Source organism: Streptomyces sp. NPDC030799 (assembly GCF_055572255.1).
The window spans coordinates 105371-116006 of sequence record NZ_JBVIDS010000016.1 but is presented as its reverse complement, the minus strand read 5'-3'; the positions used below and the strand labels follow the sequence as shown (position 1 = coordinate 116006).

Below are 10636 nucleotides of genomic sequence, written 5' to 3'. Positions count from 1 at the left end.
GAGGGAGGTCCCACGACGAAGTGACACCGAACGCATGACCACACGCCGACCACGCCCTCCGGCCGCCGGCAGACTGCTCCGCCGCTTCCGACTCCGGCTCCATTCCGGCTCCGCTCCGGCTCCACTCCGATTCCGTGAGACCTTCGCGGGACCTTTACCGGACCGGTGATGCCACCAGGAGAACGCCACTGAGCCACCCACCCGGCCCCTTCGCCGGCCGGCCGCTCAGGCGGGTACCGAGCCCAGCTTCGGCAGCAGTGGCACCAGCCCGTCCCACCGCCCGATCTCGCACCCGTTGCTGCGGTCGTAGCCGGCGTCGACCCTGCGCCCGGCCCAGGTACCGGTCACCCGGGCGGTGGCCGGACCGCCGTAGATCATGGTGCAGAGGGTGCCGGGCGGCACCGGAGCGAAGAGGTCCCGCCCCCAGCGCGTGCGCTCGTCCAGCACCCGGCAGGCCTGCGCCGCGTCCGGGTGACTCCCGCCGGCCGGATGGCAGGACAGCTCGTACCTCCCGTCCCGCCCGGATCCGGCCTGCCGCACGACGACGGTGAGGTGATCGCCGCTCCGGTCCCCGGGCCGCACGGGCGACGGCCCGGCGGGCGCGGCGACGGCGGGTACGGCGACGGCTACGGCGGGTACGGCGGACAGGGCGAGGAGCCCCGAGACAGCGGCGAGGACCGGCCCGGCGCCGCCCCGAACCGGACCCGGCCGGACACCGGCGCGCGCCGGACCTCGCTGAAGAAGAAAGACCATGACCTGCCCAACGCCTCCGGCCCCCGGACGTTGCGCGCGCCTCGCCGGACGAAGCCCTTTGCTCTGTGACCCGACTGCCTAGTACCGTGGGGGGCGATTGGTGACAAGCCCCTCGGCTGTGTCATCATCTGCACGCACCACTCGCGCGCTCGTGTGAGCGGTTGTGCTGGAGGCGTCGCCTAGTCCGGTCTATGGCGCCGCACTGCTAATGCGGTTTGGGCCTTAAAGCCCATCGAGGGTTCAAATCCCTCCGCCTCCGCACCGATCCCGAAGCCCCGGTCCCCAGGACCGGGGCTTCGGCGTTCCCGCCCCGGCCGCGCCCCTAGGTCCTCCTCCTCCGCCTCCATCGACGTTTTCGCAGGTCACAAGGGGTGTGCGAATCGGATTTCACATGACGGCGGCAGTCATGTAATGTTCTTCCTGTCGCCGGGACGGGCCGAAAGGGCCGAAACGGAGACAAGAACAAAAGAACACAAGCACTCGTAGCTTAACGGATAGAGCATCTGACTACGGATCAGAAGGTTGCAGGTTCGAATCCTGCCGAGTGCGCAGCACGCCAGAGGCCCTGTGGATCAATCCCCAGGGCCTCTGGCCTTTTCCTTGACGGCAGTGTTTGGTGCATCGTGTCATTGAGCCGGGCCGAGCACCTCGTCGGCGCTGCGCGGCTCTGTGCGCGCCTGCTGATTGAGCTTGTGGCGGGCGATGGAGGATTGTCGGTAGACCTCTTTGCGGGCCCGCATGATGTTGCCCAGCGGGGCGTGCTCGGCGGTGACCCTCCAGGGTGTGAAGGACAGTGAGTCCATCTTCGCCAGGTTCTCCGGGCCGGAGATGTCCTGCTGCGGGAGCCGCAGCCTGGCCACGGTGACGGACGGGGACAGTTTCTCGGGCCACTCCACGGTGGTGTCCTCCACCGGCATGCGTTGCAGGTCGGTGCAGAGCTGGACCTGGATGTCGAAGGCGTACGGCCGCTCCTGCAGTTCGGCCTGGAGGGCCGGACGGAAGACCTCCTGCTCGGAGGACGGGTCGATGGCACGCCGGACCACCGCGGCGGCACAGTCCGGGTCGGGGGTGATGCGCACCTTGGCGATGTAGTCGCCGTGCCTGACCGCCCCCATCGTCCAGTAGGTCGACAGCAGCAGGTTGGCCGGCGGGGTCTTCGCCAGGCGGAGGAAGGCCAGGAACTCGTCCCATGCCCAGTCGTCCTGGTCCAGCGTTCCCTTGCCGGTCACGAACTCGGTGAAGAAGCGATGCGCGCCGGGGCGGCCCTGGGAGAAGTAGGCCGGCGCGTTCAAGAACAATTCCTGGATGAACAGGTAGTGCTCGACCGTGTTGCAGAAGAAGATCGGTCCGTTGATGTTGGCGTAGTCGAAGGTGCCCGTGTCCGGTTCGTCTTCCAGCAGGGTCGGGCCGGGGATGTCGAACATCTTCAGGGCCAGTCCGGTGGCGGCCCCCAGTCGCGCGTCCGCTCCGGCGTGCGGCGAGCCGTTGGAGAAGCGGATGAGCGCCTCGTGGGTTCCTGGTGTCGCGTAGATGCCTTGGGCGTACTCGGGGGGCAGCCCGTCCAGGATTTCCACTTCCCCGCGGACCAGTCCGTAGCCTTTGGCGTGGGCGTCGCGCAGGGCCTGTCCGGTGCCACCGGACTGGACGGATTCGGCGATGTAGTTCTCGGTCTTCTCGATCACCGTCTGCACGTGCCGGTCGAAGTCCGGGTCCTGTACCTCGACGTCAGGCGTGTAGGGGACGAACTGTGCTGCCATGACTTCGGTCTCTCCTTCGAGAGGGCGTTCGGAGCTCGGGGTGGACTTCCCTTCAGTCCTCCAGTTCGGCGAGCCAGCGCAGGGCGCGCAGCCCCGGCACGAAGCAGTACTCGCCGCCGCGGGTGACCACGAAGCTGGGCAGGTTCCGCAGGCGGCGTCGGACTGGTTTGCCGGGAATGGTGACGCTGCCGGTTCCGTCGTGATGGCCGGCCACCGGGTCCTGTTCGCCGGGGTAGCCGATGAAGTTGCCGTCGTTGACCCATTCGGATTTGATGAACTCGAACTGCCGTTCGATGTGGGCCCCGATGAAGACTCCCACCAGGCCCCGGTCGGCACCGTCGTCCTCCAGCACACCGTCGGGCAGCGGCGGACCGTAGGTGGTGCCGCGGCGGATGATCCGGTGCATCCGTGCGTCGCCGATGATGGTGGCATCGCGGGGATTGTTCCGGCGGATGTGCGCGCCGGCGGGGCATCGCAAGCCGCGATCGTCGTTCTCCCGGTACAGGAAGTCGTTGACGCGCTGCGGGTCCGCGGCCAGCTCCGGGTCGTCGTGCTCCGGCGTCAGCGTCAGCGGCGCGCCACTCGGCCAGCGGCCGACCATTTTCGCCGCCAGGAGGGCTTCCTCCTCGGCATTGGAACTGTTGGCGCGCAGGTACCGGCGCCAGGCCGCCACGTTGGTGTGAATCTTGCGAACGGCCACGTAGGTCCCGTTGCGCCCCAGCACATCGGGGCTGGGCATGGGCGGGAGATTGCCGGTCTCGTCGGGGTAGCCGAGGATGAACTCGCCGGCCTTGATGGGGGCTTCCTGCGGATTGGAGCCGGGCAGACCGACACCTTCGATGTTCGGATGGCTGATGCCGTCCCGGAAACCGAAGGTGGTGCGTCCGGTCGGAAGCTGGTGGACGTCCTGTTCCCAGATCACCTGGACACCGGGGGTTTCCCGGTAGGCGACCCGGGCCCGTGCCAGTTCCCGGTCGAGTTGTGCCGCATCCGAGGCGAGGGCGCTCAACGCGATGTGGACGTCACCCGTCCCGAAGGGTTTCTCCCAGTGCGCCGGGGCATTCTCGCCCACATCACCGATCAGTTCCGCCCGAGCGGCCATGCCCTCGCGGAACGCCCGCGGGAAACTGTCCAGCGACTCCTGGGGCACCCCGAGGGCCCTCAGCCCCTGATAAGTGAACGCCACAGCCACCCAGGCATCCCGGCTCCGGTCCACGCTCGGCAGGCCGCCCGAGGTCAGCGGCAGCAGCCGCCGCAGCAGGGCACGTCCGGCGTGGCGGTCGTCGACGCGCAGGAAGATGAACTTTCCCTCGTAGGGGACGGGCCGCGGGCGCAGCGCCCCGCTCTGGACGTCCTCGACCTCGACGCGTACACCGGTCGCGCTGCCGCTGTCTGCCGTGCTCATGATCGCTTCGGCCTCCGCATGGGTTCCTGTCCGGACGGCCCCGCAGAGGCGGTTTGCGCCCGCTGACGCTGTTCACCGAAGCGGGCACAACTCTGCGGGACAGCTGTGCCCGGGTTCTAGGCGGAGGCTTCTTCCAGCAGCTTCTGGAAGGCAGGTGTGTTCACCAGCTCCGCGTTGGCCGGGTTCTCCAGCGCCGCGCGGAACTCGGGGGTGTCCAGCACCTCTTCGAACGCCTCCTCCACGCGGTGGTCCTTGTAGATCTGCTGAACGGTCAGATCGGGATAGGCGCTGACGAAGACTCCTGCGGGCGCCTGATGGGCCACGAACCAGTCCTTCACCCCGGGATCCTTGACGCCGGGGAACCCCACGCTGTGCGAGAAGACCTTGTCGAAGCGCTCCCCGACCACCGTCTTGGCGAAGTCGTCGATGTACGCGTCCCACGAGCCGTCGAAGACGCTGGCGAACATGAACCGGGTGTCGTTGTCGAAGATCACGTGCCGTGCGTCATGCAGGGTGCCGATCTGGCGGACCGCCGCATGGACCCTCTCGTCATCCGCCACGTCGGCCATTGCGGCGAGATCCTTCCGCAACGCATCCGCATGGCCGGGCTTGATTTCGGTGAACACGGTGAACTCGCTGCATACCCCGTCCGACCTGCCCGGACGTTCGGGGTGGGCCGACTGATTCGCTCGTGCCGTTGCAGTCATCGTGAAAGTCTCCTGCCACGGATCGGTGTGAGGGCCGCCAAGCACCCGAAACCGGGGCACCATCGCCCCACCCCTCCATGCTCACAACGGATGCCGGGCCGTGCATCTCGGCCGCTGAGGAACGCGGCATGAGCCGAAGCCGCCGAGGACAGCTGCCAGGACAGATCGAACCGGGCGCAGGAAGATGGGACTGGGCCACAGCTTTTGCACAAGAACCCCTCGCGCCGGGCAGACGGCCGGGGCACCCGCCTCCCCCCGCCAGACCATTGCTCAACGGGATCGCCACCCGACCCCAGTTGGAGGCAGCCATGGGCGCAGTTCTCGGTGACGTGCTGGGTTTCGCGGCCGGCGTCGCGGTCAGCCCGCTTCCGGTCATCGCCGTCATCCTCATTCTCGCCACGCCCCGAGGACGTCTCAACGGAATCCTCTTCACCGTCGGTTGGATCCTCGGACTCTCGGTGCTGGGCGCCGTGATGCTGGCGGTCGCCTCCCCGGCGGGCGCCTCCGCGCACAAGCAACCGGCCACCTGGGTCGGGGCTCTCAAGCTCGCACTCGGCCTGCTCCTCGTCTTCTTCGGCGCCCGGCAGTGGCGGCGGCGCCCCAAGGATCCCTCGCAGGCGAAGCTGCCGAAGTGGATGGGTGCGATCGACCGCCTCACGCCGGTCAAGGTCTTCGGGCTCGGAACGGCCCTGGCCGCGCTCAACGCCAAGAACGCCCCGCTGACCATCGCCGCGGGGGCCGCCATCGGCTCGGCCGGTCTTCCGGTCGGGCAGCAGATCGCATCACTGGCGATTTTCGTCGTGATCGCCACGCTCGGCCTGCTGGTCCCGCTCGGCGTTTACCTCCTCGGTGGAGAACGGGCCAGGACCACGCTCGGAAACTGGAAAGACTGGGCAGCTCAGCACAATGTCGCCGTGATGGCCGCCCTGTTCTTCGTCCTCGGGCTGAAACTGCTCGGAGACGGCATCTCCATCGTCACCTCGTGACAGGCCGTGCCTGGCACTTCGCATCCATGCCGGCCGAGGCTCGGAGGGCACCGAGGCCGGAGTTGACGGCGACTCCGACGGCAACGGCGACACGCACGCACGACGGCCCTGCCAGGAACGTGTCTTGGCAGGGCCGTGTCGCCGAAGGCGTCCGGTCGTGGCCCGTCGCCGGGTCAGCCGCGCGGGGTGCGCCAGCGCCAGAACTGGTCCGAGTACGGTCCGACCTGGTCGACTTCCAGGGTGGTCTCCGCCCAATGGCAGCCCTCGACCGGCGAGATCACCAGTCGTTCGTCCAGCGCCGAAGCGATGACCACATCAGCCTGGGCGGGGTCGGCCTGGATCATCCGCCAGAGCTGCCCCTTGTGGCTGTCGTTCCAGCGGTCCTGGTAGACGACCGCCTTCGGGTGCTTGTCCCTGACGGTCAGGTACAGATCGTCCCGTCCGTTCTTGATCCGCCACAGTCCTTCCTCGTCGGCGGGCAGGAACTCCCACATGTCCTGTTTGTTGCTGGTGCGGAAGTCCCCCCGCCACAGCCGTACCTCTCCGGGGTCATGTGTATGACCGATCGGTGTGATGAACAGGCCGCTGACCGAGTGCACGAGCACCTGCGGCGTGTCCGCGGGCGGTACAGGTCGTACGGGCGCGATGGGCATGGGCGTTCCTCCGGTTTCGGCATTGCCGTGGACGAGGGGTGCAAGGCGGGCGGGAGCGCGCAGCGCCTTGGGTTCACGTCCATGCTTGGCCACCCCGTTCCCGGTCGCGACAGGGGAGCGCCGGACAGGTGACCGGGCCGGATCGCGACCGCCTTGAACCAGAACACGGGGTCCCCGAGGTACTCGCCGTCATTGCACGCAGGGGCTACTGGTCTCCGGAGTGGGAGATCGTCGATGTGATGCGGGAATTGTGCAGTCCGCCGCCGAACTGCGGGTAGCCGTTCCAGGAGAGCCCGGCGTCCTTGACGCTGGCGTGGAAGGCTCCCTGGACGACGATCCTGCCGTCGTTCGAGGGCAGCGTGGTGACCATGCCGCGGCCCGCGGTCGCGTAACGGGAGCCGACGGTCAGGTCGGCCTTCCTGTCCCCGTTGAGGTCGGACAGCAGTACGTCGCCGCCGAAGCGGGCGCCCAGCTCGTCGACGCCCGGCATGCCCGGGACGAGGTGGTGCAGGTTCTGCACGGACGAGGTGTCGACGCCCTTCGCGGTGCCGCGCAGGACGATGACCGTGCCGACGTCGGGGAAGGTGGTGGTGCGCAGGGCGAAGCTCTCGCGCGGGGTGCCGATGGCGAGGTCCTTCGTGCCGTCGCCGTCGACGTCCCCGACCGAGACGGCGTCGCCGAAGCGTTCCAGACTCTCCGGGTCGCCCGGGACCGCACCGGTGCTCTGGTCGATGCTCTGGGTGCGTCCCGAGGGCCCGCTCGGCGAGCCGTAGTTGATGATCACCTTGCCGGCGGCCAGCTGCTTGGGCCCGGCGGCGGCCCACCACACACCGGTGACGATGTCGCCGTATCCGTCGCCGTTCAGGTCGCCGATCGCCCCGCTGATGCCGCCGGGGAGCAGTTTGGCGCCGGACGCCTTGAAACCGCCGGCCGCGCCGGGGAGGTAGTAGTTCACGTTGTGGTGCTTGCCGCCCGAGATGTTGCGGCTCTGGCCGTCGACCACGAGGTCGGTGCAGCCGTCCTTGTCGACCCTGCCGGCCGTGAGGTTGAGGATGCCGGCGGAGACGCCGGTGTGGAGGGGCAGGGGGACTGCCGCCACCCTGCCGGGGGTGCCGTTCGCGGCGATGCCGTGCGAGAAGACGCGCAGGGTGGCCGAGGCCGAGCCGACCGCCAGGTCCGTCCTGCCGTCACCGTCGAAGTCACCCGCGGCCAGCGAGGCGCCGAACCTCGCCTGCGGGCCGGGAGCGGGGTTGGGCACGCCGGCCCCGCCGGTCAGGCCGTGCGGGGAGCCCCAGAAGATGTGCACGGCCCCGGAGTCGGCCCCCGCGTCGGTGTCCTCCTTGGGCGTGCCGACCGCCAGGTCCCAGTACCCGTCGGAGTTGAAGTCGCCGGGCGCGGTGGCCGCACCGAACAGGTCGGTGTCCTCGGCGGCACCCGCGGATCCGGGCGAGTCCTGGCTGAGGATCGTGCGGCCTTCCAGAGAGGGGCCGGTCGGGGAGCCGTAGAACACCGCGACCGCACCGGCGCCCGGATGTCCGGAGACCTCGGCGCCGGGCGCGGAGACGGCGACATCGCTGTATCCGTCGCCGTTGAAGTCGTTCTCCACCCGGGGGGCGGCGGCCGCCGCCTGGACGGCGAGCGGTCCGCCGGCGAGGGCGGCGAGGGTCGCGGTGGCCAGGACCAGACTGCGGCGTTTGTGCATGACGGGGTCTCCTCGGGCGCGGGCTGGGCGGACGCAGGGGAGACCCGCGGCCCGGTGCGAAGGTTGTAGGCCACCGGGGCGGTGAAACCGGTCGAGAAAACTTCCATTTCCCGTACAACCGTTCAAGGTTCCAGTAAGTCTCAGGTAAGAGTCGCCAGACTCCTCAGACCCGTCGGGCTCGCGAGTCCCCCACCTCGCTCGGGCCCCATTCCTCACTTGGGGAACAACATGCGCATTCGTGCCAGCCTGGCCGCCGCGGCCCTCTCCGGTGCCGCCCTGACCGCCCTGGCCGTCCCGGCCGCGCACGCCGAGGGAAACCCGGCTGCCGCACAGGCCGAGCAGTTCAAGAGCGCCCACCAGGCGCCGAGCAAGCAGTCCGTCGCCGCGTCGCCCGCCACCGAGACGGACGGCGACATCCAGGTCACCAAGGTCACCGTCAACGCCAACAAGGACGTCGTCGTCGGTCTGTCGCCGAAGTCGTTCAACGTCTACGTGACGGTGACCGACCCGTCGGGCGTCAACCCGGAGCAGCACGGCGTGGACGTCGCCCTGTGGCACGGCACCGACCTGGAGGGCGGCGACGTTGACGGCTTCCTCTGGAACGAGAACGGCGCCGAGAGCTGCGACTACTGGAGCGCGACCGCCGCCACCTGCAAGTTCACCATCACGGCCAAGCCGGGCGAGGCCGACGGGCTGTGGGACAGCTCGCTGAACGGCAAGTGGAACGTCACCGTCTTCGCGTCCGCCAACGACGGCGACTCCTACGAGAACGACTTCTACAAGAACCACTGGATCAAGCGCGCCAGCAGCTTCAGCGGCTTCAACGCCGGCCCCGAGCCCGTCGCCAAGGGCAGGACCATCACGGTCTCCGGCAACCTGAACCGCGCCAGCTGGAGCAACATGAAGTACTACGGCTACGGCAGCCAGCCCGTCCAGCTGCAGTTCAAGAAGGCGGGCACCAGCACCTACAGCACCGTCAAGACCGTGACGACCTCCTCCAGCGGTTACGCGAAGACCACGGTCACCGCCTCCGTGGACGGCACCTGGCGCTTCCACTACGCGGGCAACAGCAACTCGTCCGTCGCCGACGCCTACGACTACGTCGACGTCCGCTGACCCACGAGATCCGCTGCTCACTCCTGAGTGAGTGAGCCGGCCGCTCTTGAGAAGGCCCCGGAGAGATCCGGGGCCTTCGTCATGCGCCTGGCCCGCGACGGGCGGCTCAGCACTCCCGTCGGCTGCCTCCGCGGGGCCGTCCCCGGGCACTGTCGGACCCGGCCTCTACGCTCACCGGTGATGGCACACGAATGGACATGCGCGGGACTGCGCTGGACACCGGACGGCCCCGTGCTGATGTGGGGCGGCGGGCGGCGCAGTGCCCTGCCCCGGGGGAAGCGGGTCGCGTTCGCCGTCGCGGACGGCTCGGCGCGGCAGTGCGTCGGGGCGCGGGGACATGCCTGCCCGGTGCGGGCCGTGGTGCCGGGGCGGAGTACGGGGGCCCGGTGCGAGGAGTGCGCGCGGCTGGACCGGGCGCACTCCGTGGCCGCCGACACGATCGCCGATGATCCGCGGCCGTACCGGGTGTATCTGGCGTGGTTCGGTCCCGGGATGGTCAAGGTGGGGATCACCGCGGTCGAGCGGGGCTCGGCCCGGCTGCTGGAGCAGGGTGCCGTCTGTTTCAGCTGGCTCGGCACCGGACCGCTGATGGCCGCCCGGCGCACCGAGGAGCTGCTGCGGGCCGCGCTCCAGGTGCCGGACCGGATTCCGTACGCCGAGAAGCGGGCGGTGCGGTCGGCGTTGCCGCAGACCGAGGCGGAGCGTGCGGCGGAGCTGCGGGAGCTGCATGCGCGGGCCGGCGCGCTCAGTGGATGGCCGGAGACCCTGCGGCCCGAGCCCTGCGAAGTGGTCGACCACATCCGGGTGTTCGGGCTCGCCGGTGCTCCGGCTGCCCTCGGGGAAGTGGTGGAGCTCGTCCCGGGTGGCGCAGTGAGCGGTGAGCTGGTCGCGGCCGCCGGGCCCGATCTGCATCTGGCGGTCGCCGGAGGCCGGCGAGGGGTCGTCGTCCTCGACACCCGCCTCATGACCGGCTGGGCGCTGGTGTCCCCCACGGCTCCCAGGGCCGCTGAAACGCCCTTCCCCCTGCGGGAGTTCACCCAGCAGCCGGAGGGCCTGTTCTGAGGATCCCGGGGGCGGAAGGCAAAGACTCGGATCCCGTACGGATCCCTTTCGGCAAGGGGCATGGACCCGAAGAGGCCTTCGGGCGACCGTGGTTGCCATGAGTGATCGAACGAAAGCCCCTGTACGACCCACCAGCCTTCCCGAACCGCCTTACTACGCCGTCGTCTTCACCTCCGTCCGTACCGACGACGACCCCGGCGAATACCAGCGCACCGCCGAACACCTCTCGCGTCTCGTCCGCGAAGTCCCCGGCTTCCTCGGTGAGGACGCCGCCCGCACCCCCGGCGGACTCGCCATCTCCGTCGCCTACTTCCGGGACCTCGCCGGGATCGAGCAGTGGCGGGACCACCCGGCGCATCTCGCGGCCAAGCGGCGCGGCCGGGAGCGCTGGTACGAGCGGTACGCGATCCACATCGCCAGGGTCGAGCACGCGCATGTCTTCGCGCGGGAATGAGCGTTTCCCAGGTGATTCCTGAGAGACGCCTGTGTGTTTCT

10 protein-coding genes and 2 tRNA genes are annotated in these 10636 nt (G+C 69.3%); 6 read left to right on the top strand and 6 right to left on the bottom strand.

Annotation, left to right across the window (positions count from 1 at the left end; genetic code table 11):
- Positions 1-225: 225 nt before the first annotated feature.
- On the bottom strand, positions 226-753 hold the full coding sequence (locus tag ACZ41I_RS34085) for an SSI family serine proteinase inhibitor (protein WP_468515860.1): 528 nt from the start codon (positions 751-753) through the stop codon (positions 226-228).
- 168 nt (positions 754-921) lie between these two features.
- Between ACZ41I_RS34085 and ACZ41I_RS34080 the strand changes: the two genes are divergently transcribed.
- Together ACZ41I_RS34080 and ACZ41I_RS34075 are read left to right on the top strand one after the other, a co-directional pair.
- Positions 922-1012 (top strand) — tRNA-Ser (locus ACZ41I_RS34080).
- A 217-nt stretch (positions 1013-1229) separates the two neighbouring features.
- Positions 1230-1302 (top strand) — tRNA-Arg (locus ACZ41I_RS34075).
- A gap of 77 nt (positions 1303-1379) precedes the next feature.
- Here the strand turns inward: ACZ41I_RS34075 and ACZ41I_RS34070 are convergent.
- From ACZ41I_RS34070 to ACZ41I_RS34060, 3 genes are all read right to left on the bottom strand, one after another.
- Positions 1380-2510: a catalase family protein gene (locus ACZ41I_RS34070; protein WP_468515859.1), complete on the bottom strand. Its 1131-nt coding sequence runs from the start codon at positions 2508-2510 to the stop codon at positions 1380-1382.
- A gap of 52 nt (positions 2511-2562) precedes the next feature.
- Positions 2563-3915 carry a Dyp-type peroxidase gene (locus ACZ41I_RS34065; RefSeq protein WP_468515858.1) on the bottom strand — a complete coding sequence of 451 codons (1353 nt, stop codon included), beginning with the start codon at positions 3913-3915 and terminating at the stop codon, positions 2563-2565.
- Between the two features lie 116 nt (positions 3916-4031).
- Positions 4032-4484: a hypothetical protein gene (locus ACZ41I_RS34060; RefSeq protein WP_399767038.1), complete on the bottom strand. Its 453-nt coding sequence runs from the start codon at positions 4482-4484 to the stop codon at positions 4032-4034.
- 446 nt (positions 4485-4930) lie between these two features.
- Here ACZ41I_RS34060 and ACZ41I_RS34055 point away from each other — a divergent pair, with 446 nt between their 5' ends.
- Positions 4931-5608 (top strand): GAP family protein, encoded by a 678-nt coding sequence (locus tag ACZ41I_RS34055; protein WP_399767041.1) that lies wholly within the window; start codon positions 4931-4933, stop codon positions 5606-5608.
- A 173-nt stretch (positions 5609-5781) separates the two neighbouring features.
- Here the strand turns inward: ACZ41I_RS34055 and ACZ41I_RS34050 are convergent, their stop codons facing one another.
- Complete coding sequence (locus ACZ41I_RS34050; RefSeq protein ID WP_468515857.1) at positions 5782-6261, bottom strand: RICIN domain-containing protein; 480 nt, start codon at positions 6259-6261, stop codon at positions 5782-5784.
- A gap of 205 nt (positions 6262-6466) precedes the next feature.
- Positions 6467-7963, bottom strand: a complete 1497-nt coding sequence (locus tag ACZ41I_RS34045) for an FG-GAP-like repeat-containing protein (protein ID WP_468515856.1) — start codon at positions 7961-7963, stop codon at positions 6467-6469.
- 228 nt (positions 7964-8191) lie between these two features.
- Here ACZ41I_RS34045 and ACZ41I_RS34040 point away from each other — a divergent pair, with 228 nt between their 5' ends.
- The 3 genes from ACZ41I_RS34040 to ACZ41I_RS34030 all read left to right on the top strand — a co-directional run bounded on the left by ACZ41I_RS34040 (position 8192) and on the right by ACZ41I_RS34030 (position 10595).
- On the top strand, positions 8192-9079 hold the full coding sequence (locus tag ACZ41I_RS34040) for a calcium-binding protein (protein ID WP_468515855.1): 888 nt from the start codon (positions 8192-8194) through the stop codon (positions 9077-9079).
- 180 nt (positions 9080-9259) lie between these two features.
- A complete protein-coding gene (locus tag ACZ41I_RS34035) occupies positions 9260-10141 on the top strand; it encodes a DUF2797 domain-containing protein (RefSeq protein ID WP_468515854.1) in 882 nt (293 codons plus the stop codon).
- A 97-nt stretch (positions 10142-10238) separates the two neighbouring features.
- Complete coding sequence (locus tag ACZ41I_RS34030; RefSeq protein WP_468515853.1) at positions 10239-10595, top strand: antibiotic biosynthesis monooxygenase family protein; 357 nt, start codon at positions 10239-10241, stop codon at positions 10593-10595.
- The last annotated feature ends 41 nt before the right edge of the window (positions 10596-10636 follow it).

Bases quoted from the DNA above. Each gene is read 5' to 3' on its own strand.
- ACZ41I_RS34065 (WP_468515858.1), bottom strand. From the start codon at position 3,915: ATGAGCACGGCAGACAGCGGCAGCGCGACCGGTGTACGCGTCGAGGTC.
- ACZ41I_RS34070 (WP_468515859.1), bottom strand. From the start codon at position 2,510: ATGGCAGCACAGTTCGTCCCCTACACGCCTGACGTCGAGGTACAGGAC.
- ACZ41I_RS34040 (WP_468515855.1), top strand. From the start codon at position 8,192: ATGCGCATTCGTGCCAGCCTGGCCGCCGCGGCCCTCTCCGGTGCCGCC.
- ACZ41I_RS34030 (WP_468515853.1), top strand. From the start codon at position 10,239: ATGAGTGATCGAACGAAAGCCCCTGTACGACCCACCAGCCTTCCCGAA.
- ACZ41I_RS34045 (WP_468515856.1), bottom strand. From the start codon at position 7,963: ATGCACAAACGCCGCAGTCTGGTCCTGGCCACCGCGACCCTCGCCGCC.
- ACZ41I_RS34060 (WP_399767038.1), bottom strand. From the start codon at position 4,484: ATGGCCGACGTGGCGGATGACGAGAGGGTCCATGCGGCGGTCCGCCAG.
- ACZ41I_RS34050 (WP_468515857.1), bottom strand. From the start codon at position 6,261: ATGCCCATCGCGCCCGTACGACCTGTACCGCCCGCGGACACGCCGCAG.
- ACZ41I_RS34085 (WP_468515860.1), bottom strand. From the start codon at position 753: ATGGTCTTTCTTCTTCAGCGAGGTCCGGCGCGCGCCGGTGTCCGGCCG.
- ACZ41I_RS34055 (WP_399767041.1), top strand. From the start codon at position 4,931: ATGGGCGCAGTTCTCGGTGACGTGCTGGGTTTCGCGGCCGGCGTCGCG.
- ACZ41I_RS34035 (WP_468515854.1), top strand. From the start codon at position 9,260: ATGGCACACGAATGGACATGCGCGGGACTGCGCTGGACACCGGACGGC.